At 40.5% G+C, this 26,742-nt stretch carries 21 protein-coding genes; 14 read left to right on the top strand and 7 right to left on the bottom strand.

The window, feature by feature from the left end:
- Positions 1 to 314 precede the first annotated feature (314 nt).
- The gene (locus IM450_RS09045; RefSeq protein WP_002773423.1) at positions 315 to 659 is read left to right on the top strand and encodes a hypothetical protein; all 345 of its coding nucleotides are present in this window, start codon (positions 315 to 317) and stop codon (positions 657 to 659) included.
- A gap of 68 nt (positions 660 to 727) precedes the next feature.
- Positions 728 to 2,161 (top strand): phosphoglucomutase/phosphomannomutase family protein, encoded by a 1,434-nt coding sequence (locus tag IM450_RS09040; RefSeq protein WP_287669178.1) that lies wholly within the window; start codon positions 728 to 730, stop codon positions 2,159 to 2,161.
- Positions 2,162 to 2,205: 44 nt separating this feature from the next.
- Here the strand turns inward: IM450_RS09040 and IM450_RS09035 are convergent, their stop codons facing one another.
- Positions 2,206 to 3,225, bottom strand: a complete 1,020-nt coding sequence (locus IM450_RS09035; RefSeq protein ID WP_287669175.1) for a methyltransferase — start codon at positions 3,223 to 3,225, stop codon at positions 2,206 to 2,208.
- A 1,036-nt stretch (positions 3,226 to 4,261) separates the two neighbouring features.
- On the opposite strand from IM450_RS09035, the gene cas10 reads away from it, so the two are divergent.
- The 7 genes from cas10 to IM450_RS09000 all read left to right on the top strand — a co-directional run bounded on the left by cas10 (position 4,262) and on the right by IM450_RS09000 (position 14,089).
- Complete coding sequence (cas10, locus tag IM450_RS09030) at positions 4,262 to 7,300, top strand: type III-B CRISPR-associated protein Cas10/Cmr2 (RefSeq protein WP_287669173.1); 3,039 nt, start codon at positions 4,262 to 4,264, stop codon at positions 7,298 to 7,300.
- Entirely contained in the window at positions 7,273 to 8,397 is a 1,125-nt protein-coding gene (locus tag IM450_RS09025; RefSeq protein WP_287669171.1) for a type III-B CRISPR module-associated Cmr3 family protein, read from the top strand. Before cas10 ends, IM450_RS09025 begins: the two co-directional genes overlap by 28 nt.
- 442 nt (positions 8,398 to 8,839) lie before the next feature.
- Complete coding sequence (gene cmr4, locus IM450_RS09020) at positions 8,840 to 9,619, top strand: type III-B CRISPR module RAMP protein Cmr4 (RefSeq protein WP_008200464.1); 780 nt, start codon at positions 8,840 to 8,842, stop codon at positions 9,617 to 9,619.
- A 9-nt stretch (positions 9,620 to 9,628) separates the two neighbouring features.
- Positions 9,629 to 10,192, top strand: coding sequence for a Uma2 family endonuclease (locus IM450_RS09015; protein WP_287669167.1), 564 nt, complete (start codon positions 9,629 to 9,631; stop codon positions 10,190 to 10,192).
- A gap of 20 nt (positions 10,193 to 10,212) precedes the next feature.
- Positions 10,213 to 10,602, top strand: coding sequence for a hypothetical protein (locus tag IM450_RS09010; protein ID WP_287669165.1), 390 nt, complete (start codon positions 10,213 to 10,215; stop codon positions 10,600 to 10,602).
- Between the two features lie 63 nt (positions 10,603 to 10,665).
- Positions 10,666 to 12,609: a type III-B CRISPR module RAMP protein Cmr6 gene (gene cmr6, locus IM450_RS09005; RefSeq protein ID WP_287669163.1), complete on the top strand. Its 1,944-nt coding sequence runs from the start codon at positions 10,666 to 10,668 to the stop codon at positions 12,607 to 12,609.
- A gap of 4 nt (positions 12,610 to 12,613) precedes the next feature.
- A complete protein-coding gene (locus tag IM450_RS09000; RefSeq protein ID WP_287669161.1) occupies positions 12,614 to 14,089 on the top strand; it encodes a hypothetical protein in 1,476 nt (491 codons plus the stop codon).
- 226 nt (positions 14,090 to 14,315) lie between these two features.
- Here IM450_RS09000 and IM450_RS08995 read toward each other — a convergent pair whose 3' ends face one another.
- Together IM450_RS08995 and IM450_RS08990 are read right to left on the bottom strand one after the other, a co-directional pair.
- Positions 14,316 to 14,588, bottom strand: coding sequence for a lipopolysaccharide assembly protein LapA domain-containing protein (locus IM450_RS08995; protein WP_287669159.1), 273 nt, complete (start codon positions 14,586 to 14,588; stop codon positions 14,316 to 14,318).
- Between the two features lie 406 nt (positions 14,589 to 14,994).
- Positions 14,995 to 15,447: a hypothetical protein gene (locus IM450_RS08990; protein WP_043997674.1), complete on the bottom strand. Its 453-nt coding sequence runs from the start codon at positions 15,445 to 15,447 to the stop codon at positions 14,995 to 14,997.
- A gap of 231 nt (positions 15,448 to 15,678) precedes the next feature.
- On the opposite strand from IM450_RS08990, the gene IM450_RS08985 reads away from it, so the two are divergent.
- The 5 genes from IM450_RS08985 (at position 15,679) to IM450_RS08965 (ending at position 20,646) form a co-directional block, all read left to right on the top strand.
- The gene (locus tag IM450_RS08985) at positions 15,679 to 16,530 is read left to right on the top strand and encodes an alpha/beta fold hydrolase (RefSeq protein ID WP_287669155.1); all 852 of its coding nucleotides are present in this window, start codon (positions 15,679 to 15,681) and stop codon (positions 16,528 to 16,530) included.
- 352 nt (positions 16,531 to 16,882) lie between these two features.
- Positions 16,883 to 17,191, top strand: coding sequence for a DUF6679 family protein (locus IM450_RS08980; protein ID WP_002735547.1), 309 nt, complete (start codon positions 16,883 to 16,885; stop codon positions 17,189 to 17,191).
- Positions 17,192 to 17,442: 251 nt separating this feature from the next.
- Positions 17,443 to 17,904, top strand: a complete 462-nt coding sequence (locus tag IM450_RS08975; RefSeq protein ID WP_287669153.1) for a cupredoxin domain-containing protein — start codon at positions 17,443 to 17,445, stop codon at positions 17,902 to 17,904.
- Positions 17,901 to 18,986, top strand: coding sequence for a calcium/proton exchanger (gene cax, locus IM450_RS08970; protein WP_287669150.1), 1,086 nt, complete (start codon positions 17,901 to 17,903; stop codon positions 18,984 to 18,986). Before IM450_RS08975 ends, cax begins: the two co-directional genes overlap by 4 nt.
- Before the next feature lie 43 nt (positions 18,987 to 19,029).
- Positions 19,030 to 20,646, top strand: a complete 1,617-nt coding sequence (locus IM450_RS08965) for a S8 family serine peptidase (RefSeq protein WP_287669147.1) — start codon at positions 19,030 to 19,032, stop codon at positions 20,644 to 20,646.
- A 202-nt stretch (positions 20,647 to 20,848) separates the two neighbouring features.
- On the opposite strand, the gene IM450_RS08960 is transcribed toward IM450_RS08965, so the two are convergent.
- The 4 genes from IM450_RS08960 to IM450_RS08945 all read right to left on the bottom strand — a co-directional run bounded on the left by IM450_RS08960 (position 20,849) and on the right by IM450_RS08945 (position 26,462).
- Positions 20,849 to 23,929 (bottom strand): patatin-like protein, encoded by a 3,081-nt coding sequence (locus IM450_RS08960; RefSeq protein ID WP_287669144.1) that lies wholly within the window; start codon positions 23,927 to 23,929, stop codon positions 20,849 to 20,851.
- Positions 23,930 to 24,088: 159 nt separating this feature from the next.
- The gene (locus IM450_RS08955) at positions 24,089 to 24,262 is read right to left on the bottom strand and encodes a S26 family signal peptidase (RefSeq protein ID WP_370445071.1); all 174 of its coding nucleotides are present in this window, start codon (positions 24,260 to 24,262) and stop codon (positions 24,089 to 24,091) included.
- Positions 24,263 to 24,348: 86 nt separating this feature from the next.
- Complete coding sequence (locus IM450_RS08950) at positions 24,349 to 25,629, bottom strand: DNA cytosine methyltransferase (RefSeq protein WP_287669142.1); 1,281 nt, start codon at positions 25,627 to 25,629, stop codon at positions 24,349 to 24,351.
- A gap of 194 nt (positions 25,630 to 25,823) precedes the next feature.
- Positions 25,824 to 26,462: a HEPN domain-containing protein gene (locus IM450_RS08945; RefSeq protein WP_287669139.1), complete on the bottom strand. Its 639-nt coding sequence runs from the start codon at positions 26,460 to 26,462 to the stop codon at positions 25,824 to 25,826.
- Between the last annotated feature and the right edge of the window lie 280 nt (positions 26,463 to 26,742).

Below are 26,742 nucleotides of genomic sequence, written 5' to 3'. Positions count from 1 at the left end.
TCGGGCCAATTCACCGAAACTCAGTTTATCAAAGATCCGTGACCATTGAGAAGATGGGGGACAGGGAGAGGAGAGACAGAAGGCAATAGGCAATAGGCAATAGGCAATAGGCAATAGGCAGCTTTGTTCTCCCCACACCCTACACCCCACACCCCACACCCCACACCCCACACCCCACACCCCACACCCCACACCCCACACCCTACACCCCACACCCTACACCCTACACCCTCTTTCAAGTCAGAAGGCTCTAAGAAACTCATAGCTGATGACTGATATGATCGGTGTGACTGTTTTCAGGTGCAGAAATTTCGATGAATAGCCGATTGCCGGGAGATAATAGCCAATTAGATAGCCAACTGCATTCCCTTGTAACGACGGTGACAGCGATCGCCGAAGAACAACAGGGAGATTGTAACGGTTTGTTAAGGTTGCTGCGAACTTTAGAAAATTTACATCGGCAAATTCGCGAGCAGATGTTCGAGCCATCTTTACCCAATACTCGTAAGGACTTATACGGATTACTCCGGGATATCGAGGAAACCGGGGGATGGCCCTATATAGAACGGATGAAGTTACAAATGTTAATGGAAAAATTATTAATCAGTGAAGCCGGTGCGCTCGATCCGGCGGCAAAAACCGATGATCGGGAAAAATGAGTGTCCAGAGAGTACGGAGCGGGTTACAGTATTGGGAAAATGGATATTTTAGGGGTAGTTCGTAAATCATGACCACCGTGAACCCGATTAAATTTGGAACCGATGGCTGGCGCGGGATTATCGCCGCCGATTTTACTTTCGATCGAGTCGCTCTGCTCGCTCCCTTGGCGGCTCAGGTTTTAGCGGATAATTATGGTCAGATCACGGGTTCGCGGACGATGATCGTCGGCTATGATCGGCGGTTTATGGCGGAGGATTTTGCTCAAACTGCGGCGGAATCGCTGCAAAAAGCAGGTTTTGATGTGCTTCTCTCCCAATCCTATGCTCCCACTCCCGCTTTTAGTTGGGCAGCTCGATCAGAAAATGCTCTCGGTGCGATCGTGTTAACCGCCAGTCATAACCCGGCTAAATATCTCGGTTTGAAGGTTAAAGGTTATTTTGGTGGTTCTGTCTCGCCGGAAATTACCCAACAAATTGAAGCTTTATTGTCTAATCCGCCGCAATTTAAGGCAGCTGCTGGTAAATTAAGCACTTTTGAGCCATGGTCAGGTTATTGTCAGGGTTTACGCCAAAAAGTTAATATTGCCGCTATTGCCGAGGCGATCGAATCGGGACAACTAAAAGTTTATTCCGATGTTATGCACGGTGCGGCGGCTACCGGTTTAGAGCGTCTTTTGGGGGTGGGGATCACGGAATTACGCGGCAATCGCGATCCTTTGTTCGGTGGCGGCTCTCCGGAACCTTTACCGAGAAATTTGACGGAAATCATCGATAAACTGGCTCACAGCGCCAATTTAGCCCCTTTGCGAGTAGGTTTGGTCTTCGATGGCGATAGCGATCGAGTGGCGGCGATCGATGGTCGGGGGAATTTTTTAAGCACCCAAAATCTCATCCCGATTTTAATCGAGCATTTAGCCGGCAAAAAGGGAATGAGAGGGGAAATTGTCAAAACGGTGAGCGGTTCCGATTTAATCCCCAAATTAGCCAGTTTATACGGTTTATCGGTCTTTGAAACCCCGATCGGTTATAAGTATATCGCTGATCGAATGTTGACCACTCCTGTGTTAATTGGTGGGGAAGAATCCGGAGGTGTCGGTTATGGTACTCACATTCCCGAACGGGATGCTTTATTATCAGCTTTATACGTTTTGGAAGCGGTGGTAGAATCGGGCCAAGATTTAAGCGATCTTTACGCGCAATTACAGGATAAAACTGGTTTTTATTCTCAGTATGATCGCATTGATTTACCCCTAGCTAATATGGAAGCTCGCGATCAGTTAATTACTGCTTTGGATCAGGAACCCTTAAGGGAAATTGCCGGTAAACAAGTGACTGATTGTAATCCTATGGACGGTTATAAATTCCGTTTAGAAGATGGCAGTTGGTTGTTAATTCGCTTTAGTGGTACAGAACCGGTTTTGCGTCTCTACTGTGAATCTTCAACCATCGATCGAGTTCATGAAATTCTTGCCTGGGCAAAATCTTGGGCTACTTATATCTAAACAATAGAAAACGGGTTTCTTGAATAAACCCGTTTTCTATTCTATTATTTTTTAACGCATTCAATAATACAAATATCTTCTTGAGTTGGAATAATTCGATTTAATTTTAATCCCGCTTGACTCAACAATTCCTCAAATTCTTCTGCGGTTCTTTCCTTACCTCCCGGACACATAACTAACATATTTAGGTCTAACATTTTAGCGGCCGAAGGATTATTACCCGCAGGAACAACCATTTCCAAGACTAAAACTTTCCCATTGCTATCTAAAGCTTGACAACAGTTTTTCAAAATAGCAATCGCTCGTTGATCATCCCAATCATGAATAATATGTTTTAGTAAATAGCCATCTCCTCCCGACGGTACGGATTCAAAAAAACTACCCCCAACGGTTTGACAACGATGGAGAATGCCGTGTTTTTCTAAAGTCGGTTGACAATGGGAAATTACATATTCTTCATCAAAAAGAATCCCTTTGAGGTGGGGATATTGCTCTAAGATTGTCCCCAACATCTCACCGTATCCCCCACCTACATCTACTAGGGTTTGAAATTCCGAGAAATCATACACAGCTAAAATAGCCTTCTCCTCCGAAAAAGAAAAACTATTCATCGACTGTTCAAAAATCTCTGCATCTAGCGGATGAGTTTGAAAATATTCAAAGACTCCCATCCCAAAGACATCATCAAAGGATGGTTGTCCCGTTTTAATACTATGTAACACATTTCCCCAGGCTTGATAATGGGGGGCTTCTCCTAACATAATCGCTGTCGCTTTTACTGACCGGGGATGGTCACTAGATAAATGTTCGGCTAAGGGAGTTAGTATAAACTGTTGAGATTCAGTTTCTTGAAAAATTCCCACACTAGCTAATGCTCGCATCAGTCGGTATAAAGCAGCAGGATTAGTCTCAGTTAGGGAGGCCAAATCTTGACAGGATTTCGCTCCTTTGCTTAAATGCTCGGCTAGACTTAATTTAGCCGCAGCATAGATGGCCTGAGATAGCCAGTAACCCGAAACCATTTGGGTTAATTGAAGATGAAGAGGGAGTTCAGGTAAGGACATAAGCAACTTTTACGCGAATAAAATTAAACATTACCATATAGAATAAGCTGCCCGCGCATTTAAATTGCCTATTGAAATGAGGCACTTTTGCAAGGGTCAACAGGAAAGGGATTGGGGGAGATTCAGCTAATTTCTAAACGCAAGTAGAGAGATAAGTAGCTGGTTATAATTAAATTAAAAATGGATTTTAGGTTCGATCCCCCCTGCCCCCCTTGATAAGGGGGGTGCCGATAGGTGGGGGGATCCCCCCTTAATCCCCCCTTAATAAGGGGGGCATCTGATAATTTTTAACGCCTACCTACTTAAATACAAAATTTCAATCCAAAATTTAAAGCGTGTTTCCATTCAATTAATTTCTAAGCGCGAGTAGAGAGGTTAATTCATGAATTAACCTGACAAATGTTTCCATTCAATTAATTTCTAAGCGCGAGTAGAGATAGGAAAATGGCTTTAATTGAATTGTAGGGCTAATTCATGAATTAGCCCTACAATAATTTTCCATTCAATTAATTTCTAAGTGCGAGTAGAGAGAAAAGCCTGTAAATAGCGGTTCGCCCTCGACCTTATCTTTCCATTCAACTAATTTCTAAGCACAAGCAGAGAGTCAGGCAGTTGAAAACTTGAAGTCGGGAGAATCCATTTGTTTCCATTCAACTAATTTCTTCAGTGAGTATAGAGATGGGGTTAATGTAACATTACTATAAATATCTTGTCAAGTTGCCATTCAATCATCCTATAAAGTCGCCTCAAAGGGCGAGGCTTTAAACCCAATTTTTAGGTAAATCAGCCATATAAACCGCTAAAATCTCCAGCCTGTGGTATGTCGAGGGATTTTACCGGATAAAGAGTTTGCATAGACAAAAAACTATCCAAATATTCTAATCATAGAAAAAAAATCTATATTAGCAGAAACTCAGACAGGATAAGCTTTTGAAGCATTTTACTAAAAATCTTTTAAATACCCTGTTATCTTCAAGGATTACTGGGGCATATTGAGTATAACGAGAAGATCAGTCGGCAAAAAGTTGAGGCGTTTGTGGCCCTGGGATACTGGCAAGCGAAAATCTGGGGATTGCTACGAGATCCCGTCTTGAAAGCACTGCATAGCAACTCAGGACGGGGTGGTGACAGCTTTTGGAGAGATTTAGAAGTAATGAAGTTGTGGGGAAAATATAACCCCGAAGAATCGACTAAAAAAATTCTTAAACAAATCAAACTAGCTGACTATATCACCTCGGCCAGTGATCGATCGGCGATCGGTAGTTTAACCCAATTCGTTAACTACGATCGAGAAACAGGTCTAGAATTGCGTCACCTCCTCTCCGGAGAACCCTTAGATCTCAAATTAGCCGACACAACCCATAAGAAAATCGCTTCTAACCGCACAGATTACTTAAAAGAACAGGAAAACCAACTATTTAACCAAATTCCCGCCAGATTACGCACAGGAATCTCAGAAAACGAAGCTAAAGAACTATTTTGGTGGTTATGGCGCTGTCTTCCCCAAGCGGCGACGAAATTACTCGATGACGAAAATCTGCTTTTAATGCCCGCCGAAACCAGAATACCGGACGGATCGATCTGGAGTCATGCCAGTTTAACGGCAGCCATCGCCGGGGCCCTAGCGGGATATGATCTCACCTCCGAGGATGTGGTCAATAAATGGCCGACAGGAAAACAATTATCCCACGCTTATCTCGTTAGTTTCACCTTTTCCCCTGTGCAAGAACTAATCAAAGCCAGCCGCAAAATGCGCGATTTTTGGGCAGGTTCTTGGATTCTGCACTATCTATCTGCTCAAGTCTGCTGGCAACTGGCCCAACAATACGGCCCCGATAGTTTGATCTATCCCTCTCTCTACGCACAACCCTTAATCGATCGATGGTTACTAGAAAAATACCCCGATTTTAGCTCCTGGATCGACCCACCGGGCGATCAACAATTACTAACCGCCGGATTTCCCCACATTATTATCCTCGTCTTGCCCAAAGATAAAGTCGCGGCGGCTATGCAAACCGCCAAATCTAGATTATTAAAAGAATGGAAAGAAATTAGTCGGCAAGTTTTCGAGGAATTGGCAGAACGTCACTGGATGCCCAAATTAAAAGAAAATAGTCGTACCTGGGACAGTTGGTTAAATGCCCAATGGCAAACCTATTATGTGGGGGTTCCCATCGGTAGAGAAGACCAACCCCTCATCAGTGGCGAAATTTACAAAGAAAACGAAAATATCGACGAAAATCAAGCCGAAGACCCAGAAAAAGCGCAAAGCTGGCCAGATAAACAAAACGAACTTTATAATCTCTACGATAAAAAAGCTCTATTCTTAGAAAAAGAGCGGGAATTTCTGCAAAAAGCTGGAAAACTACGCCTTGAGAAATGGAAAAAACATCCCTTTAGTTCTAATGTTGGTTCTTGGTGGAGTAGTGCTTTCGATCAAAACCGTTCAGCGCTTGCTGCCGTCAAAAACGCCCGCGATTGGCAGATTCCCACCGCTTTCGGCCCCCGTTCCACCATTTCTGGACTTGGCCCCGTCGTCCATCCCGATAGTAACAACGATTGGATTAGCGAAAAAGCAAGCAAAGAATATTGGCAACGAAATGCCGGATTATTCGATGGGATCGAACAACTCAACGCCACCGAAACCGTTAAACGCGGATTACACCTAATCCTGCCAAAACTCTTAAAAAATAGCGACCAAAAGCGTCTAGATGCCGCTTATCCCGATTTAACCGTGGGAGTCGCCGGTTATCTCAAAACAGGCGGTGATCTCGACCATTTTCATCACGCTTGTCGCACCATCTCGCGTAGGTTAAGAGAAGACGGGAAAAAGATTCCCCCGGCACTTACCCAACCCTGGGGAATCCCCTACATTGACGATCACATCGAACCAGAATATAAACGTTATCACCCTCGATTTCTCAATGCGGGATGGTTAGTAGAAGAACTAGAGATTACCGATGAAGAAATGGCTAATTATCGCCATCAATTAAGCCAATTAATTGACCAAAACTATCCCAACAATAACCCGGCTGATTGGTATGTTATCGCCGCAGGAGATGGTGACGGAATGGGGGAATGGTTAAAAGGCCAAAAAATGAAACCCTATCGAGAATATATCCCTAAGTCACTTCATCAATACGCCGATCATCCCCCGACCGAAACCGATACCCTAGAAAAAGAAGTGCAAAAAGCTTTTGCCGATTTTGTCACCCTCGATAAACCCATGGGACCATCTACCCATAGCGCCCTCAGTCGCGCCCTTTTAGACTTCTCTAATCAACTCGTTCCCTACCTCACCGAACAACGCTATGCAGGACGCTTAATCTATGGTGGCGGTGATAATATTCTTGCCTATACTAATCTCTGGGAATGGGATAAATGGTTATGGGATATCCGCCAATGTTTTAAGGGAGAAAAAGACCCCCATGGCGAATTTAATAACGCCGGTGACTATTGGCAATGGAAAGGCGAAAAAACTCCCGAAAATCTCTCCAAACGTCCCCTATTTACCATGGGAAAGTGGGCGACTATCAGTTTCGGTATTGTCATTGCTCATCATTCCGTACCCCTCGCTATCGCCCTAGAAAATCTCTGGGAAGCCGAGAAAAAAGCCAAGGAACACGCCTATAAAGACTTTGACGGCAAAAAAGTCAAAAAAGACGCTGTACAAGTGCGCGTTCTCTACGGCAACGGAAACATCCTAAAATCTACAGCTAAGTTTGATGTTTTTTATCAATGGCAAAAACTCTTAGAATTCGATTTAGATGCCAGTATCTTTGAACAAGCTGCGACAATTTGGGAACAACATCCCGCACCAGTACAAGAAGCGATTTTTCCCTGGACAAAAGCCTTCTGTAGCCGTCGCGAGAACTTATCAAAAGAACAAACAGAGCAGATTCAAAAAGAACTTGGCAACTTTCTAGATAGCCTTTGGCAAACTACAGAAAACACACCAAAAGTTCTTAATAAAGCTATCAACAATTGGCTTAAACTAGCAGCTTTTATGACTCGAAAAAGAGAGATTAAGATCGGAGATTCCCTGTCATGTATTGGTACACAATCACTCCCCTAGATGTTCTTCTCCTCCGCGATGCGAAACCCTTTAGCTCCAAGGAAACAGCCTGGGTGGGAAGTACATTTCCCCCCAACAGTTACACGATCGCCGGGGCTTTAAGTGCTTTACTAGATCGCTCTAAAAATAGTTATTTTAAAATCACCGGTCCATTCCTATCTTTTGCTGGAGATACTTTATATCTACCCCGTCCTTTAGGATTCGCCAATTCTGACCCATTAATTCCTGTTTCTTGGAGTGATAATTTAACGATTTCAGAAAACCATATATTTTGGGATCGATTGAAACCTGCCCCCTTAGCTAAGGCTAAACCTAACAAAAATTGCCAAAATCGAGAAAATCAAGCGGAAGAAGAGAACGAAGGTAAATATCGTCAGTATCTACCTTTTAAAGTTATTCTCGATTATTTAAAAACAGGAGCGATCGACCCTTGCTGGTTAGTAAAACACAAAGGAGAAGATAAACCCTGGCGAGAAGAAATTCGTTCCCATAACGCCATGAAACCGGGAAGTAAACAGGTAGAAGATGCCGATGGATACTTTGTCGAAAAAGCGATCCGAATGCTACCCGGTTGGAGTATAGCGATCGGAATTGATGTTAATATTCCCACTCCCACAACTTTGCGGTTAGGAGGAGAAGGACACCGAGTTATACTGGAAAAATGCGATAATTTAGGTCAACAATGGCAAGAGTTAAAACAAAAATCCGAGGAGAACTTTAAACAAATAAATAAAGCGATCGCCTATCTCGTTACCCCCGGTATTTTTGAACGCCGTCACGATAATAATCAAGCCATTTGTCGCTCTTGGCCCTGGGAATGGAAACTCGCCCATACTGTTAATAGTAATCAGAAACCGGGCAATTTAGTCAGTGTCGCAACCGATCGAGCTATCCCCATCAGTTGCCGCATTCAATCAAAAGAAAATACTAGCATTCCCGCCCCCCAAGTCTTCGCCGCCCCCCCGGGTAGTCAATACTATTTAAATCAACCCGAGCGCCTATTTCAAGATCAGCCCGATAGTCCCGAATATCACCAACGCTGGCGCAAATTAGGCTACTCAGAATTACTTTGGATAAACTATAAGGAGAATAGTTAACCTACAGGATCGAGATAGAAGTGCTGAAAATTGCGTTAATGATTTTGATGACAAGCAATCAAAATGGTCATTATCTCACTTAAACAGAGACTTTTAGCTCTCTTAGGTTTGGTGGGTAAAATGTATTCTAAAATACAGTCTTGCTGGCGAGGGAGTGGAAGGAACCACTCCAGACACAGAGGACACAAAAATTGATCGCTTCTATAGTTAAGTTAAACTGATCAAACAAAGAATAAGCGAGCCGACTTTTTGCCCTTACTCGTTTGATTACTCCATGATGCCATAACTTCTGAGGCCAATGCCCTTCAAACTGGTGACAGAAATCATCTACAGGATCAAATAAAGCATCTAAACTAAATATTAGGACAGGTTATCGGAATTTTAGGTTACTTTCAGCTTACTACCCGTCCTTTTACTTATCCTGAACTCAGGTTAATTAATCATGAACTTAATTCACTTCTATCTACTTTCTCCCCTACACACCGGAGGCATGACTCAAGAAGGCAATCTAGTGGGTATTGCTCGTGAATCCCATACCACTTTACCATATATTCCCTCCAGTACGATTCGCGGGAAAATCCGTTCTTTAGCTACCGAAGAAACCCTAAAATTTAAGTTATTCGGTAATGAAATCGATAAAGGTGCAGAAAACTTGGAACAGGGAGACATCTGGATAGGAGATGGTTCGATTCTCTGGTTGCCCATCTCTTCTCTAAGTCACGGTGTCGTCTGGATCACTTCGCCTTTACTTCTCCGTCGTTGGACAAGATTAACTAATCCTCGTCTGACAATTCCCCCCGAATATAGCTGTAGTTTTAAAAGAGCTAACAGGAACGTCTATCTCAAGGATGCCATTCTCAAGGATAATGATCTAAAAGACTGGTCAACTTGGTCAAGTTTTATTCCCCAAAACTCTGTCAGCAGTGGCATTAATCAAGTCTTAGTATTGCCTGATCAGCATTGCACGACTCTCATTCAAATGAGTTTATGGCGACAAGTTAAAATTAAATTAGATGAGCATAAATCCGTCGATGGTGGACTTCGTTATGAAGAAGCTATTCCCCCCGACACCTTAATGTATTTTCCTTGGGGTGTCACCTCTCAAGCTAATCAAACCAAACAAAAATCCCAAGCTGATTTTAAACGGTTATTAGCAAACAATGACATTATTCAAATCGGTGGGCAGGAAAGTTTAGGACGCGGTTTTGTGCAACAATTGTAGAGGTAATTTATGACTGATAATCTTGCCTTAGCTAAATGGTCAGTGGTCGATTATCATCGCATGATTGCGGCGGGAATTTTAATCGATCGGCGTGTAGAATTACTGAATGGAGATATTCTCGAAATGAGTCCAGAAGGCCCTTTACATAAAGACAGTGGAGAAGGATTAGCCCACTTTCTCCGTCAACGTCTCAAGGATAAAGCATGGGTAAGAGAAGTTGGACCCATTACCTTAGAAAACTCAGAACCTGAACCCGATATCGCTGTAGTTTTTCCCCCTCGTTCTCGCTATCGAGATCATCATCCCTATGCTGATGAAATTTTTTGGTTAATCGAAATTTCCGACTCAACTCTCAGTAAAGACTTAACCGAAAAAAAACACATCTATGCCCAAGCTGGTATTGCAGAATATTGGGTAGTTGCCATCAAAAATCGAGAGATTTATGTTTTCCGTCAACCGATAAATTCTGATTATCAATATCAAGAAAAATTTACTACAGGAACTTTATCTGCCGCCGCATTTCCCGATATTATCATTTCTCTTGATGCCCTTTGGTCAGGGAATATTTTTTAACTTTTGGAGCCAAAATAACCGTGACATTCGACCCTAGAACGATTAGCAATCCCGTGTTCAATGCTTTACAAGAATTATATTTAAATACTGGTGATGATAGTCGCCGCAAAGAACAAAAAAAACAAGCTCTTGAACTTTATATCTATCTTTCGACTTGGGGAATGATGCGCCTAAAAGCTGAGGAAACTACCCTAAATCAAGAAGGAAAAAAAGAGGTCGTTAAAAAGTATTTTCAATGCCTAGAAGAGTTATCTCAAATAAATAATCTTTCTAATTCTCAAGGATTAACTACTCTCAAAGATTTATCTACCGATGATTATCTGGGTCTAACGGGTTTAGGCTTGGAAATCGCCCAAGAATTTAGCTTCTGGGCCAATGCCATCTATTCCGATGTGGAAAGTGGGGACTAACTCAGGTAAATTGTCACCACAGTTTTTATAATTCATTGAACTAGAAAGGAAATTATAATTATTATGTCCCATAGCCCCTTACAACGTCCTAATCCCCCTCAAAAACCCACCCTAAAAAATCCGGCTATACAGCAGCAAAATAACCACCAACCCCCCAAAAAGCCTCCTAGTGGCGGCGGCGGCAATAATAATCCTCCTCAACCCTCACCCTGGTTAAACGCCGAAAAGGAACCTCAACCTGACCAATCAGCCAGTTTTGTCGAATATCTCCGTTGGATGCGTGCTGCCGACTATCCACACAAAGATGCGACTAAAACCCAAATTCTGCAAACAGCCCAAGAAAATGCTAACTACACTCAGCGTCTTGAGCAACTCAATCAACGTACTCAACTGTTAGCGAAAGACGGAATCACTTTTCAAATCAAATCCACCTGGCGTATTCGTGTCGGTGGTCATCGTGGACCGGAAAGTATTCTTTTACCTGCCTTTGATGCCCTCGGAATGCCCTATATTCCATCTAGTACATTGCGCGGTGTTGCCAGAAACCAAGCCATCCGAGAAATCATGGCGACAAATAATCTGGAATGGAAAGAAGCTGTGGAAAAAACCACTCTCTATTTTGGCGATATAAACGCCAAAGAGGAAAAAAATAAAACGGGTAAAGTTGTCTTTTTTGATGCCTATCCTTTACCTTCTAAAAACGGGGGGTTAGAAATGGACATGGCTAATAATATTTGGTCATGTAAAGATGATTCTATGGAATATTCTCCTAACCCTAATCCTTTTTTATCTCTCAAAGAACCAACTTTTTTAATTGGTTTACGTCTAGCTAGTAACTGTGAGGATGAAAAGATACTTGAACAGGTAAGACAATGGCTTAATAAAGGGCTACAGCTTGGTATAGGTTCACAAGTAAATAGTGGTTACGGTGAATTAAAGCCAATTGATGATAATATTCATCCTGATAATAATAAAAATGACAACGATTCGAGTTTTTATCGATTAAATTTTGAGCTAGAAGGTCAATTAATTCATGGTTATCAACGATTCACCCAATGGCAATGGAATCACCGACGCAATGAATGGCAAATGCGGAGCGCACCCGTTGCAGAAGTTCGTCCGACAGCCTTTAAATCGATGCTGCGATACTGGTTTCGTGTTTTGGCCTCTGGAGTTTTACCTATTAACGAAGTTCAAAAGATTGAAGCTGAATTATTTGGAGGTATTAATCCTAAAAAATACGGTTATCTACAAGTGAATATTCTTGAGGGTAAAGTTACCCAAAAAGAACCTCGAACCAATGCTCAGGGTAAAAATGATCCTTGTGGTGAACAACGGGGAACTTTAGTCTTATCTTTATCTTCTGAAACCCCAAAAGATAAACAAGAAGATGTTAAAAAATTAGCTAAAAATTTGCTTTGGTTTTTAGCTGATATGGGTGGTATTGGTCAAGGTGCAAGACGACCTAATTATTCTCGCAAAACTCGTGAATACGCCCCCTGGTTTCGTGGTTCGACATTGTATATTGACAGTGAAGAAGATTTTTGGGCAATTGCCAAGGATGTGCAGGGGTTTAAACAACAATTTCAGCAAAGATTGCAAGATTTTTATGGTATTTTGGATAAAATTAGTGAAACCAATATCAATACTAATAATCTCAGAACAGTAGATCAAGTTTCACAAAATCAATGGATTGATGCGGCCGATAGTAACTGTCAAATTTTTGTCTGTGCAGGAAATGAACAAAGAGGTAAACCCCATGCTTTAGCCATTCTTCACAGTGATACTTTGAAAATTACCGGTAAAAATGGTCAAAGAGAATATGATGGTAATCTCTGTGGTAAAGTCAGTGGTGGAGCTAAACCTTCTCCCGTGTGGATTGCTGATTTAGGAAATTACCAGATAGTTACTGTATTCGGCGCTAATCTGAATCCCCGTCAAGAGTTTATCAAACAATTAAGAAGTAATACAAGTCCTCAAAATTTTGCTCAAATATTCCCTTTATAATCTCATGAAATCAATTTTAGTTGCAACGATCGGAACCAGAGATTTAATGTTTCAAGTCACCACTGGTGACTGGTATAATATTGGCGATGATCGTATGAAAGGTGATATTCTCGGAGAACAGATAGAAGTAGTGTCTGATTTAGCTCTGACCGAAAAATCATCTTTTCGAGAAATATCCCAATACCTTTGGGAAAACATTGAATATTATGGCGATCAGGTAAAACCAGTGATTCTGGGTAAGCTTTTGGAAGATAAAATCAATGATCTCGAAAAAGTTTATTTAGTAGTAACTGATCAAAATGAAACAGTAAAAGAAAGAGAAAAAGATACTCTTTACTCAGGAGAATTAATTAAGTATTGGCTAAATAAATTAAATTCTGATTTGGTAGTAAATATTCTCTATATAGGTAGAAATGATGAAAACCCTTCTAACTTCGAGGAAATGTTCCGTTGGTGGCAACAAGTATGGAAAGAAAATATAGAACCTCAACCCGATCAACCCATTTTATTGTGCTTAAAAGGTGGGGTGGGGCAAGCTTCAGAAGCGTCGAGAATTTCGGGATTGAGTTTTTATGGAAACGATATTAAATTCTATGAATTTATTCCCACCCCTTCTAACAATCAAAAGGGAATTTCTTCAGATTACACCGGGCCTTTTTTAGGGACTAACTATCTTTGGGATCGCACTCGACAACAAGCCCTACAATTATTAGAACGCTATGATTATGCTGGTCTTCATAACTTAGTTAAACCTTACTATGAACAAAATAAACAAAAATGGAAAGAAACTTATGCTCTAATTAAATCTGGAGTAAGCTGGAATCAAGGACAATTTGAAGATTTTTTTCAATCCGCTTCTTTTAGTTTCAATAATCAACAAAAAGAGCAGCATCAACAATATTGGTGGATGGCCTATGAACAAGCTTATACCGCAGTAGTTAGACTAAAACAAAAAAATACAACCGAGGCTATGCTTCATAGTTTCCGAGCGGTAGAAGGCTTAATTTATGAGTGTTTAAAACATGAATTTAAAGACTATATGGTTAATTCTGAATATACTTATTCATCTTTACAATCATCTGTGTTGAATAAATATCCTGCTCTTAAAGAACTTTTTGTTAATAATGGCAATCCTGTCTCTGAAATTAAGCTAGATAGTCGCACTCAACAGAGATTAATAGAGAAGTATATTGCTCTCACTTCTCCCCAGGCAAACTTTAAGGATTTAAAAGCTTGGGGTTCTGAAGAATTGCGTAATCATAGAAATCGATTATCTCATAAATTAGGTGGCATTAGTGAGGGAGAATTATATCAAGCTTGGGGAAAAGATACTTACAATCAAAAAGACTGGGAAAAGCGAATTTTAAATTGTCTCAATCTAATCACAGAAAATAAATTTAATTATTTATGGCAAGGAAGTTTATTTGCTTCTATTCATGAGAGAGTCAGAACAGCTATCAAAAATTATAATGTTGTTTAAAGTACAAAATGCAATTAGCTCCTACAATATACACCCGGGATGCTGCCGATAAATGGCTCTCTTATTCTTGGTGTGATCAGTTTAACTTATATAAGACCGATCGATCTTTGTGTCCTTTGTGTCTTTGTGGTTCGTTCCAGTCCCTCGCTGGCAAGACTGTATCTTAGAACACATTTTACCCACCAAACCCTAAGAGAGCCGATAAATTAGCCAGTCAAAAGACTATTTAAAAATCCAATTCGTCTAACTCCGATTCTGGGGAAGAAAAGCGACTGCGAGGAGATTTTTTCGACTTTCTCAAAAAAGTCGGAATAACTGCGGCCATAAAAAATCCTATTCCCAAAGAAAAAGCCAATAAAATGCCGATGGGTACTTTAATTGACTCAAATTGTAGAAACTTTAAAGAAACTGGTTGGATATTTTGGATAGCAAAAACTGCCATAGTCATAATCCAACCACCGACAATAGCACTAGCTAAAAAATTAGTGATTGTATTCATGCTTGTCCTCGCCAGGTTTGTAGGATATTTTTTAACCTTTTGTAGGCTAAGTAGGTAGGCTTGAAAAATTATCAGATGCCCCCCTTATTAAGGGGGGACTAAGGGGGGATCGGCACCCCCCTTATCAAGGGGGATCCCCCCGCCTTCGGCTTCCCCCCTTATCAAGGGGGATCCCCCCGCCTTCGGCTTCCCCCCTTATCAAGGGGGGCTAGGGGGGATCGAACCTAAAATCCATTTTTAATTTAATTATAACCAGCTACTTAATTTGGGAGTTATACCCCTATTAATTTAACCTCCGTGGGGCGGAAATTACCGTTAATTGACTAAAACGTTACAATTGTCGATCGATCTCGAATAAATCTCGATCGCGATCATATAATTGTAGTCTGATCGCCCTAAGCTAGAGCTAGTAAATATAAATAGCACCCTGTTGATTGATGTTAAAGGTGGTATAACCGGGGGTACTCCCCGGAACTTTGGTGACAGTAATCGTGACTAAATTATCATCATTGACCTCTACGGCATAGATTAAACTAGAAGAATAGCGATCCGCGGCGGCATTAGCCCGATTAATCAGAATATATGCTGGAATTACGAAACCTCTTAGGGTTGTCTCCGCACCTGGAGATAATAATTGGGGAGAGGAATTAATATTGGCCGATAGGTCATAATTGAGGTCAATATCGGTTTGATTGATAATTTTGATCTCCACGGGACGACTCATATTCACCCTAGCAACAGGTTGCCAAGGACCCGGGTGAAAGGTGGTAGCGGGGGGATTTTGAGCGGGTAAAGAAGGGGGAAAAACTAATCCCAGACTTAACACGAGGGAAAGAGTCAAAAAGCGATCGCATTTCATAGATAAATCCTGGTCTAGGGTGTTCATCCTATTTTAGGAAGGTATCTCCAATGTTTTATACTTGAGTAGAAGCTTTTGAAATTGTCTATAGCAGTGAGTGATCAGCTATCGGGGGAAGCTTAGGAACTTCCCCGATTTTGCTCTATAAACAAGGCTAAATACACCTTTTTTTCTCTAGAAGTTTCCCTAGTAACCCCTATCAACGGTTTAATTTAGGTTGAGATTGATTATATGCCTACCATCGACATATCGGGAGTATCCCACAGTTACGAGTTATTTTCGCCCCAAGCGGATAAACCGGTTTTAGTCTTTATACACGGTTGGCTGCTGAGTCGTCACTACTGGCAGCCTTTGGTAGATATTCTCTCCCCAGACTATCCCTGTCTAGTTTATGATCTCCGGGGCTTTGGCGACTCCCAAAAAATCACCTCTAACAGTCCTCCTAGCAGTTATAACCTTGAATCCTACTCCCAAGACGTTATTACCCTTCTTAACCGCTTAAACCTCGATGCTGCTTGGTTAGTCGGTCATTCCCTCGGTGGTAGTGTTGCTTTGTGGGCCGCGGATAGCTGTCCTGAACGCATTAAAGGGGTAATCTGTATGAATGCCGGCGGCGGCATCTATCTAAAGGAGGAATTTGAGCGATTTCGGGAAGCCGGAAGACAGATCTTAGAGAGAAGACCGCCTTGGTTGCCCCGTGTTCCCTTGATTGATGTTTTATTCTCGCGGATGATGGTCAAGCAAACCCTAAGTAAAAAATGGGGCAAACAGCGAGTGATTGATTTTGTCCGGGCCGATTACCAAGCGGCCCTAGGGTCACTTTTGGAAACCACCACTATCAGCGAAGTTCATCTCTTACCACAGATTGTCTCCCGTCTCCCGCAGCCGGTCTATTTTCTGGCGGGGAAAGAGGATACGATTATGGAAGTTAAGTACGTTAACCATCTGGCCAGTTTTCATCCTTTGTTTGAAACTGGCGGCAACGTGATTGAGTTATCCGGTTGTGGTCATTTTGCCATGCTCGAACAAACAGCAGCGGTGGCCCAAAAGATGATGGCTATTTTAAATCAGCATCGGTGTTAGGGGGTTAAGTGTTGAGGTTTTAGTTGAAATTCCCCCATCACCCCATCACCCCATCACCCCATCACCCCATTCCATCCACAGATACTGTTATGAAGTGAAAATTTATGTAACAATGACTCTATAAGGGCGATTTTTTAGTGATCGCCGAGGCCGTCTATTAATCGAATCGATGTCTTTGAAGAACGTAGCCCCAAACTGGAAACCTGACTTTTCTTACCCATTCTTGCCACTACTAGCGGAATTTTTCTCCCTTTTGTGTTATCCGCGGGAATTTTTGAGCTATTGCTGAGATTGGCATTTTGTCACTTCCCGTTAGTTAAATCCAACAAAAGAAGTTGTTTAGGAGCAATTTATGTTACACCGCAAGATTTATCAATTCTGTATGGATGGTCAGGAAGTCTGCATTTTCTTGCGCGATCAGCAAAGATGGATTGATAATGCTCGTATTATCGATCTAGAAAGCGATCTCGTCACCATTCGCTACGAAACAGAAGAAGAAGACGAGATTAGTTCTTGGGAAGAAATGGTGCGTTTAGAAAGTATCGGTGCGGTGAGCAGAAAACTGGCCTCCGTGTCGCGGACGAATCCTGATATTAATGTCTCGGAAGATTGTCCGGAAGCAGAACAACTTTATCCCCATTCTCCCGATAGCTTAGATTAATTTAGTCGATTTAAATGACAGTGGCTAGAAGTCCCGAGGTTTTAACCATGGCCAAGGGACTTTTAAGGGATAGAAGGGAAGAGAGCCAGTCAGAATCATCACTTGTTGTAAAGTTATCCTAAGTAGTCGTGAAGAATTAATTTCTTGGTTAGGATAGGCAAAAGGCAAGAAGTAGTTAGATATGTGTAATTGATTGTGTCTAGCTACTTAAAAGCCGTCGGATTTTCTCTATTATAAGCTGGAGGAGCAAAATGAATTCTAATCCCTACTTCGCTGCCAAGGATATCTATCAAAAATTTGGGGCAGTAGTAATAGTTTTAGTTAGTTGTTGGTTAGTAACTTTTCCGGCCTTTGCCGGCTCCGCCCCTCTAGAAGTTAAAATTAGTCTAGGCTCCGGGCAAGGAGAATTAAAATTCTTTCCTAGTCAATTAGACTTTATTGCTGGACAAAAATACAAATTAATTCTCGATAATCCCAGTCCCACTAAACATTATTTTACCGCTAAAGACTTTGCCGATGCTAGTTGGACGCAGAAAGTTGAAGCGGGAAAAGTGGAGATTAAAGGGGCGATTCACGAACTAGAATTAAAACCTAATGCACAGGCAGAATGGGTGATAGTTCCTCTCAAAACCGGTAAGTATAAATTAATCTGTACTATTCCAGGTCATGCTGAAGCGGGAATGGTGGGAGAAATCGCCATTAATAACCCATGAATTTAAGAAAAATTGTCTCCTTTGCTTTCCTATTATTTATTCCTCTATCGGTGATCGCTGGTCGTCTTAATTGGGGAGATCAAGCTATTTTTATCACTGCAGCTTTATCGATCATTCCCCTGTCAATTTGGTTAAGTACGGCTGTGGAAAGAGTTGCCGTAGTCACCGGGCCAACTTTGGGAGGATTAGTTAATGCTATCTTTGGCAATACTACCACTTTAGTTATTGCCTTAATTGCCCTAAAAAAAGGCTTGGTGGACATCGTACAAGCCAGTATTACTGGCAGTATTCTCAGCGATTTATTATTATTTATGGGCATGGGAATGCTCACGGGAGGAATTCGCTACAAAGAGCAGGAATTTAAACCGATTTTAGCGCGGGTAAATGGTTCTTCCATGACTTTAGCAGTAATAGCGATCGCTTTACCAACTTTGGTAATATATACTTCTAAGGTGGTGGAAGTTGCCGATATTCTCAGTCTTTCCCTAGTCACCGCTACGGTTTTATTAATAGTTTACGGGTTAACTTTATTATTTTCCCTCAAAACCCATAGCTATCTCTACGAAGTGGGATTAAGTAATGAAAATACCCCTGACAATCAGGTTAGTGAGGAAGAAAAAGCTCAAGTCTGGATTTGGTTACTTGTGCTGCTTACTTCCACCGTAGCTGTAGCCTATGAGTCAGATTTATTTGTTAATGTAGTGGAATCGGTGATGGAAGGATTTAATCTCACTCCTCTCTTTATCGGGGTGATTTTCATTCCTTTAATTAGCGATGTTTCTGGAATAGTTACCGTCACTCAATTAGCCCTAAAAAATCAGATGGATTTAACGGTTTCCGTGGCTATGGGTGATAGTTTATTGGTGGCTTTATTCGTGGCACCTTTATTAGTTTTTATCGGTCAATTTTGGCAGCAACCGATGGATTTAAATTTTAATCCCTTTAACGTGGTGGCTTTGATTGTAGCGGTGGTTGTCACTAATTTAATCAGCTTTACTGGTCGTTCCAATTGGTTAGATGGAACCCTATTACTAGCCACCTATTTAATCTTGTCCGTGGCTTTTTATTACCATCCCGCCTAGCCAAAAAAGAGATTTAGGTATTTTCTGAGATTTCTGTCTTAAAATGGATCGATATCACCTTACTGCCGCAGGATTGCTGATGATGAAAAGAGGGTTTTGGTTTGTCGTCGGGTTAGTAGTAACGATAATTCTCCTTCCTTCCCTAGTTCTTTCTAATTCCATCGGTGAACAGGGAATTTATGCTGATCGCCTGCGGGCGGAACCCTATAATTTATTAGGGCGAAAAATTGCCATCGGTCAAGTGGAAATCGGCCGACCGGCTCAGTTCGGTTATGATAAAGTGGCAGCTTGGCAGCCTCCCTATAAATTAGCTGGTGTTTTTTTTCGCGATCAAATTGCCAAACCCAACACCTATCTAGATAATCACGCCGCTATGGTGGCAACGGTGATGGTCAGTGATGATAAAAAAATCCCCGGAGTGGCCCCAAAAGCGAGATTATATTCGGGGGCGGTGGGTTCTTTGCGACGCGGCGGACAACCGGAAGAATGTCTTACCAGTCAAAATATTGCCCGACAAAATAGCGGTGATGTGCGAGCAATTAACTTTAGTTTTGGGGAATCTTTGCAAAGAGATCAGCGACAGGAACCAAAATTAGATGGTCAAGCTTTATTAACTCAATGTGTTGATTGGTCATCGCGAGTTGAGGATGTTCTTTATGTAATTGCTGGTAATCAAGGTAAGGGAGGAATTCCCATTCCCACCGATCATTTTAACGGCATTACTACCGCTTATACAGCGACAAGAGAAGGAAAATTCACTAAAGTTGATTTTGCTAATATTAGTGCTTTGCCGGTGGGTATTGGTCGCAGTTTAATTAAACGGGAAATTAATGATGGTTCGCGACGGTCAATTAATTTAGTTGCTCCCGGCAATAAAATAGAGCTTTATGATCTCAAAGGTAAATTAAATACTGTTAGTGGCACCAGTTTCGCCGCTCCTCATATTACGGCATCGGTGGCACTTTTACAAGAATACGGCGATCAACAAATTAATCAAAAAAATCCCCATTGGAGTCTCGATTCTCGTCATCATCAAGTGATGAAAGCAGTAATGCTTAATGCTGCCGATAAAATTAAAGATAAGGGCGATGGGTTACGATTAGGTATGAGACGGACGGTCTTAACTAAAGACCAAAAAACTTGGTTAGAGTCCGATGCTTATAAATACCCGAAAATTCCTTTAGATATGCAGATGGGGACGGGACATCTTAACACTTTTCGCGCCTACCAACAGTTTAGTAATGGTCAATGGTCCGCCGCAGAATCTATTCCTGCTATTGGTTGGGATTACGCTACAGTTACCGCTAATAGTTATCAAGATTATGCCCTAGAGAAGCCCTTAAAAGCTAATAGTTTTGTTTCGATAACTTTGGCTTGGGATCGTTTGGTAGAACTAATCGATACTAATCGCAATAATCTCTATGATCTCGATGAAAGTTTCCAGGATCGCGGACTGAATAATTTAGATGTTTATCTTTTACCTGCCCAGGAGGATAATAATAAATACACCTGTGCTTCCCTGAGTGATAGTGATAGTTTAGAGCATATTTTTTGTCCTGTCCCCATCTCTGGAAACTATAAAATTCGGGTTCAATATCGTCAACAAGTTAACGAGAAAGAACAAGCTTTTGCTCTTGCTTGGTGGACGGTTCCCGAATAATAAAAATGATAGTAAGATAGTAAGTAGGGTTTGCTGAAAAAGTAGGGGCGAAGCATTCGGATAGGAAATCTACGGTTTCAGCGATAGGTTATGCCCGAATGCTTCGCCCCTACAGGACGCGAGCGCCGATCATAAACCAGATTCTCTCCCCCATGGCAACCCCTACAGGACCTTGATTTTTCCTTGGCACAGCTGCCAGCGGTTATTTAGAGGTCTTCCCGAATAATAGTCCCAATAAGCTTTTTATTATCCAGAGTAATGCTAAGGTTGCAATGGTCAACACAGCCCATCTTGGTAATACATTTAGTAGATAGGCTATTACTCCAAATCCAATAATAAAAAGAAGCAATGATTTCAAAGCAGAGATGAGGGGAGAGGCTTGTGTTTTATAGCTGCTGGGACTACTTCTTTGGGACAGGAAATAGTATATATTCAGAATTTGTTTGAGAAGCTGATAAGATTGAAGTCTCAGCAGTCGCTTACCAGTCTTACTAGATTCTATGATATAACTCAAAATTATCGCTGACCGAGCGCCTAAACTTTTGAGAATATTAGAAGGTATATCTTTCACTATTGTTTCTGAACCAACTCCATATTCACCCAGGAAGTATTCTTTTTCTTTCCCTTTTAAATCTTTTAGGGAACGTTTAGCAATTTCTGCAGCAGCTAAGGGAGTTACTGCTTTGTCAAAATAGCCACCAACATATTTGTAGTTTGGCTCAGGAGTTGAGTCAATTTTTTGTTGATTCCATTCCAATTGTTCAGAAATTGCGTCTTTGAATACATTCCCTAAATTTTCCTTAAGAATAGCACTATGTCCTAAACTGACAAGCTTATTTAAGAATTCTTCTAATTCTTCTTTTGCAAGGGTTGTATTAGGTTGAGCAAGTTTAATTAAGTCTTGAATTAGCTCATTTTTTTCTGTTTGTGTTTCTGTGGGAAAAGATTCATCAACGGGAAAAGATTCATCAACAAGTCGCTTGACGTATTCTTGAATTTTCTCTTCCTGAGTTCCTGAGAATTGTTCTAGTTTAATTTGGCGACTTACAACTCCAGAGAAGGCTTTTAAGGATTCTGAAGTTAATAACCCATCAACAATACGGTTGAGTCCATCTAACCGTCCCCAAAGTATATCATTAGAACGCCAAGATTTCTTAAAAAAGCCTCCAAAAGCACGAAATTGATCTCCAGCTAATTTTTCTTCAAGTCCCTTATCTTTGCCAAATCCTTTATCAGCATCATTGGGAGAAATACGAACAAGTTTAATTAGACTGTTGTTTTGGACATCGGACAAATATTGATAGGGATATATTACTTGATCAATTAGCTGAAATTTCTCAAATTTGCCAATTGCTGATTCTACATTCTCCGATTGTTCAGTTAACAACTTCGCAGAAGCTTGTTCTATTTTTTCTAATATTGTTTCACCTTTGGTTATAGTTAATGCTTCCCAATCTTGATCTAGAGCCATAACTTTAACCCTGTTCCGTAATTGTCCCCGGATAAAATTGATTTTGTCAAAATCTAGCTCTTTGAGATTTTCTACGGTAACATCGGCTAAATCTTGACTATCTAAGATAAGACGCAACAACGTTAATAGATAATCATATATTTTTTTGCGCTTCAAATTTACAGATTCTTGATTATTGTCCTCTTCCTCTTCTGTGATGAGTTGATAAAATTTTTGTCGAACAGGTTCGGATTTTATCACTTCTTTGATAACCTGATCAATGACTTTGAGCAACTCTAGCAGCCAAGTGATTTTATTGGCTAAATTTTTCAACTCTGTATATTTGGTAATATCATCTGTATCTTTAGTAATAGCATCAGATATCAGAGAGTAAATTTGGGACAAGAGAAAGTTATGTTTTCTAATAGCATATTGAATATCTAGATTTTCAACATCTTGAGCTAGGGAGTTTAAAGTTTCCTCTCGCTTTTTAATTTCCTCAGAATTATTAATAAATTGGGTCAATAAACTGGCACTTTTTTCTAATAGTTCTTCCTGTTCTTGTTCTTTTCCAACAAAATATTGATTGTCAAAAATTACGGAGAGAACACTATCTCTTAAACTGACTAAACGACACCTCCAATAACGATTTTTGGCTTCTGTTGTTTGTTCAGATACTTCTTCATCAACACTTTTTAATAACAAATTATAGCGACGAATTTTGTCGTTAATACCTTTGATTTGTTGAAGATCTTTGCTAATACTTTCATATCTGGGTAAACTGATTAGAGAACCTGTGATGACTTCCCAAACAGTAGGTTGCTCCATTTCTTTAAATTTGGTACTGTCAACAAAGCTTTCCGGATTGGGATCGAGATAAAATAATTGACGATTGACAGGACGATCTGCTGTACGATAATAAATGGCTTCAGTGGTATAACTAAAAGGACGATTATCTAGAACTCCCCCATCAACAAAATAGATTTTATATCCCTCTTTTGGAGGTTCTTGCGGAAGGATGCGATTTCTCAAAAGCTTTCCCCATTCTTGTAGTTGGTTATCTACCTTATTATCAGACTTGATTTCGACAGGTACTACGGGAAAAGCCAGGGGAAAACAAGAGGTGATTCGACAGAGTTTAGCTAAGGCTTGTTGAGTATCTTTATCTGTCGTAGAAAAAGGATCTCCAAAATCTTGATCTTCTCGATATTTAAGATGAAAAACGCAACGATTATCTTTTATTTCGATGACTTTTCCAGTGTTGTCAAAGGTTTTATAGATTCTTCCTAAAACATCAGTGCCAGTGATAAACAAATCTAATTCGTTAAACTCTGAATACCATTCTCCATCAGGAGCAGATTGTTGGTTATTTCCAGCTTTTTCAAAAGCTTTAAAAAGTTCTTCCTGATAGTATCCCTCGCCGTTTAAAAGAGAGTTGACATTGGTCTGATTATTTTCTTTTTTGATCGGACGCAGTAATTTATTTATATCTCCACTTTCTCGCCAAATATCTCCAAATTCCTTAAAGTCAACTACAATTTTTTCGTAGCTATTAGCAACTGCATAGCTCAAGAGAACTCCATTAATTCCTCCCGCTGAAGTTCCCGATACAATATCAACAACAATATCTGAATCTGTCAGTGCTTTAATTAATTTATAAATCCCCCGACCCCTTGTTGCGTTATAAAATTCTCGACAAACACCATTCATATAAACTGCTAGAGAAACCCCACCATAAAGCACTAATCCTAAGCGAGTTTCCCTACGAAAATCTGGTTTTTTCAAGCAAGTGGCTGACGAAGATTGTGTGTTTTGACCAGGTGTTGCAGTCATAGCAAGTCTCCACAGTTATTTGGCGTTCTAAAAGGGACAGATACAGTTGGGAGTCGTTTGTGGCGGTTTTTGCGATCAGGGTTGGGACGCTCTACCACATTTCCCAATATAAAAGGATACACACCACCCCGCCACAAACGTTGTATCCTACACTATATTTTAATAAATCTTTACATTTATCCTGGTATTTGAGGTTGCCGGAAAACAGAAGTCAGAAAACCAGCTAAAGCGATGCAGTGGGAAAAAGCGAAAAACTGCACAGCTAATCAGGTTCTTGACTGGTAAAAATCCCCAGATATGGAAATCGTTGCTATGATTACGATTATCTCCCATGAAAAATATTCACCAGAAGGAACCTGAATTAACGGCAAATTATAGCGCGGTGCTTCTAAAAGATAATACTCTTTGATTGGTATCATTTAAATACCGAACAGCCTCTGAGAGACACCTCGTTTTCTTTTCGGGATAACATCGTCAGAGATTCCCCAATAGTTTGATGCTTGAGACATATTATATAGCAATAAGTCTTCGGGCATTTTTTCTAAAATAACTCGGTTGAGATTAGCGGTATTGATATTCATTGCTCCCATCACAGAAGAGCCAAGTTCTTTCGATAATAGCGGAATAACCGCGTTACCAATCTCACGAAAACCATGCCATATTGTGCGGTGAAACTGAAACCAATCGGGGAATGTATGTAATCTGGCGGCTTCTCGTACAGTAATACAACGAGGAATAGAATAGTGAATGGGTCTAGGAGCAGTATAGGCCCCTTTGTCACTATTAGTTCCGGCCCGGAGAGTATTACATAAACCAGTGGGAGAAAGCTTGAAAAAGCGACTTTTTGGTTCCACTGTACCCGGTTCGGTTACGATAAATCTATCAATTGATCTTTGGGTATGAACTGAGCCTATATGTCCATAGATTTTTGTATCTACTGTTCTTTGATGGCAAAGTTTAAAAATATCCCCTGGCTGCACTGAATATTTTTTCCTCTTACCACTATAATCTAATTTTGATGCAGGTATGCCTAAATCAGTATCGATAAAAGCCGGTATTAATTCTAAATCTGAAATCGTATCATAGACGCTGGTAAAAGCTGATTTTTTGGCTGAGTTCAAATCTACGGTCTTTGCCAGGGGATATTTAGCCATCGTCACGTCTTTTCGACTACCAATTAAGATTAATCTTCTGCGCTTTTGTGGTGCGCCGTATTCACTGGCATCAAGGATTTTAATTGGCTGATTGATTGCATAGCCAATAGCTTCAAATTCAGAGATTAACTCCTCTAAAAATTGTTTATGTTTACCCGTCGCCATGCCGGGGACATTTTCAAAGATAAAATACTTGGGTTTAATTTCCCCTACAATTCGCAGATATTCAAATACTAGAGAATTTCTAGGATCATCTATTTGTCGTTTACCAATCAGTGAAAAACCTTGGCAGGGGGGACCGCCGGCAATTAAACTAACATCGGTGGCATAGCCTTTTAGTTTTAATAATTCCCATATTTCTCTACTTGTTACTTTGGCTATATCCCGGCAAATAGTTTGACAATAGGGAAAGTTAAAATGATGAACCAAGGAATGGACTGCATCAAACTCCACCGCTACAGCAATATCAAATCCCGCCGCTTCTAGACCAAGGGACATCCCACCGCAGCCGGCAAATAAATCGATCGCAATTGGTCTATGTTTCACTTTGATGATTAGCTCTCTATTGTCTGCCTTTTATTATACTGTAAGTAGGGAGGCACAATTATTGGTAGGATGGGTTAGCGGTAGCGTAAACTATGCGGGTGTTGGGTTTCATGCTTCAACCCAACCTACGTTCTGCTTTTTATTATACTGTATTTCTGATATAATTAACAATTTAAGTTTTATTAAGAGTGCAATTACTTGAGCAAGTTAGTAATCAATTGATCGACTTTCTCTAATTCTTGAATAATTTGTTTAACTCTTTCTAATTCGTCGGCAGGGTTAGGCGTTTTTTTCGTTTTTATTCCCGAAAAATGAGCGATTTCACCGCGTTCTTTTCCAAAAGTATTCATATTTAGTAACCAAACTTGATCTAAGTCATCACTATCGATGCCGATTGGTAAGAGTAATTTTAATAGGTTAGTTTCTTTAATCCCATGATTTTGATCGATAACTGATTTAAAACATCTAATCACTATGTCAATTTTTTTAGTTATTTTCAGTTTGTCTAGGGAGACATTTTTGTTACCTTTAAGAGGAGTAAGGGTGTCGGGAGGATTTTCCATTTCTTGACCAGAAAAAGCGATTACACATAACAAAACTCGACCAGCTTTACCTTGATTATCCCAGATATTTTTTGCTGTCTGTACTGTATCCCAAACTCGATCTTCAAGATAAGATTCAATCTCAGCATGAGCAAAAACTCGATAGGCAAAAGTTAAAGCTAATTGTCTTTCAGAATAGTCATTTATCTCGCTGAATTTACGAGGTAGGAATTGTTTTTTGAGTCGATTTAATTCTTTGGTTAGTTGTCTAAATCTTAGAGATTTCGGCATAGTAAAAAAACAACTATCTTAACCCCTTAAAAATAATACGATTGTCTTCCATCTGAGGAATATTGAAGTTAATATCTAATACTTCTGATAAAGCTTGACCCCATAAATGAAAACGATCATAGGTTGATTGTTTAGTATTTCTGGACTTCCCCGTTGACAAAAAGCCATAACCCGTGCTGTAGAAAGGATTAAGAAAATTTCCAGCGCCCCGTTACTGGGTACAAATCAGAGAAACTTCCAATAAATCTAACGCTTTTTGTTGCAGTTGGGTCGGTCGAGT

This window comes from Microcystis sp. M083S1, assembly GCF_020246405.1.
GTDB lineage: Bacteria > Cyanobacteriota > Cyanobacteriia > Cyanobacteriales > Microcystaceae > Microcystis > Microcystis aeruginosa_C.
This window is presented reverse-complemented; position numbering and strand designations above follow the sequence as displayed.

Bases quoted from the DNA above. Each gene is read 5' to 3' on its own strand.
- IM450_RS09025 (WP_287669171.1), top strand. From the start codon at position 7,273: ATGTATTGGTACACAATCACTCCCCTAGATGTTCTTCTCCTCCGCGAT.
- IM450_RS09040 (WP_287669178.1), top strand. From the start codon at position 728: ATGACCACCGTGAACCCGATTAAATTTGGAACCGATGGCTGGCGCGGG.
- IM450_RS09000 (WP_287669161.1), top strand. From the start codon at position 12,614: ATGAAATCAATTTTAGTTGCAACGATCGGAACCAGAGATTTAATGTTT.
- IM450_RS08985 (WP_287669155.1), top strand. From the start codon at position 15,679: ATGCCTACCATCGACATATCGGGAGTATCCCACAGTTACGAGTTATTT.
- IM450_RS08955 (WP_370445071.1), bottom strand. From the start codon at position 24,262: ATGGGAGATAATCGTAATCATAGCAACGATTTCCATATCTGGGGATTT.
- IM450_RS08995 (WP_287669159.1), bottom strand. From the start codon at position 14,588: ATGAATACAATCACTAATTTTTTAGCTAGTGCTATTGTCGGTGGTTGG.
- IM450_RS08990 (WP_043997674.1), bottom strand. From the start codon at position 15,447: ATGAAATGCGATCGCTTTTTGACTCTTTCCCTCGTGTTAAGTCTGGGA.
- IM450_RS08945 (WP_287669139.1), bottom strand. From the start codon at position 26,462: ATGCCGAAATCTCTAAGATTTAGACAACTAACCAAAGAATTAAATCGA.
- IM450_RS08980 (WP_002735547.1), top strand. From the start codon at position 16,883: ATGTTACACCGCAAGATTTATCAATTCTGTATGGATGGTCAGGAAGTC.
- cax (WP_287669150.1), top strand. From the start codon at position 17,901: ATGAATTTAAGAAAAATTGTCTCCTTTGCTTTCCTATTATTTATTCCT.
- IM450_RS08960 (WP_287669144.1), bottom strand. From the start codon at position 23,929: ATGACTGCAACACCTGGTCAAAACACACAATCTTCGTCAGCCACTTGC.
- IM450_RS08975 (WP_287669153.1), top strand. From the start codon at position 17,443: ATGAATTCTAATCCCTACTTCGCTGCCAAGGATATCTATCAAAAATTT.
- IM450_RS09045 (WP_002773423.1), top strand. From the start codon at position 315: ATGAATAGCCGATTGCCGGGAGATAATAGCCAATTAGATAGCCAACTG.
- IM450_RS08965 (WP_287669147.1), top strand. From the start codon at position 19,030: ATGGATCGATATCACCTTACTGCCGCAGGATTGCTGATGATGAAAAGA.
- cmr4 (WP_008200464.1), top strand. From the start codon at position 8,840: ATGAACTTAATTCACTTCTATCTACTTTCTCCCCTACACACCGGAGGC.
- IM450_RS09035 (WP_287669175.1), bottom strand. From the start codon at position 3,225: ATGTCCTTACCTGAACTCCCTCTTCATCTTCAATTAACCCAAATGGTT.
- cmr6 (WP_287669163.1), top strand. From the start codon at position 10,666: ATGTCCCATAGCCCCTTACAACGTCCTAATCCCCCTCAAAAACCCACC.
- IM450_RS09015 (WP_287669167.1), top strand. From the start codon at position 9,629: ATGACTGATAATCTTGCCTTAGCTAAATGGTCAGTGGTCGATTATCAT.